This is a genomic window from Paraburkholderia sp. SIMBA_030, from assembly GCF_046535245.1.
Classification (GTDB): domain Bacteria; phylum Pseudomonadota; class Gammaproteobacteria; order Burkholderiales; family Burkholderiaceae; genus Paraburkholderia.
This window is the reverse complement of the sequence record NZ_JAWRXB010001489.1, coordinates 1-241: the sequence shown is the minus strand read 5'-3', so window position 1 is coordinate 241 and position 241 is coordinate 1. Positions and strand designations below refer to the sequence as shown.

The following is a 241-nucleotide window of genomic DNA, read 5'->3' as shown; positions in this document are numbered from 1 at the left end:
ACAAAAACGCTGAGCTTGCACTAACTGCTCCAGAATTTTCTGAGTATTTGGTCAATAACAGTTTTGGTGATGGCGATCTTACCGGTATTGATAACTTACGTACGTTATTCGCTGATAGCCCTAATGGCGCAGATGCACCGCTTACGGTAGAGATTGGTTTTGGCTTGGGTGATTCGTTTATTGAGATGGCGGCCGCTGATCCTACTCGTAACTTTGTCGGTGTAGAAGTGCATGAGCCTGG

The 241-nt window shown here is 46.1% G+C and carries 1 pseudogene; it reads left to right on the top strand.

Features of this window, described 5'->3' with window-relative positions:
* Positions 1-241, top strand: a pseudogene (locus SB772_RS44990) (hypothetical protein); the annotation flags it as partial.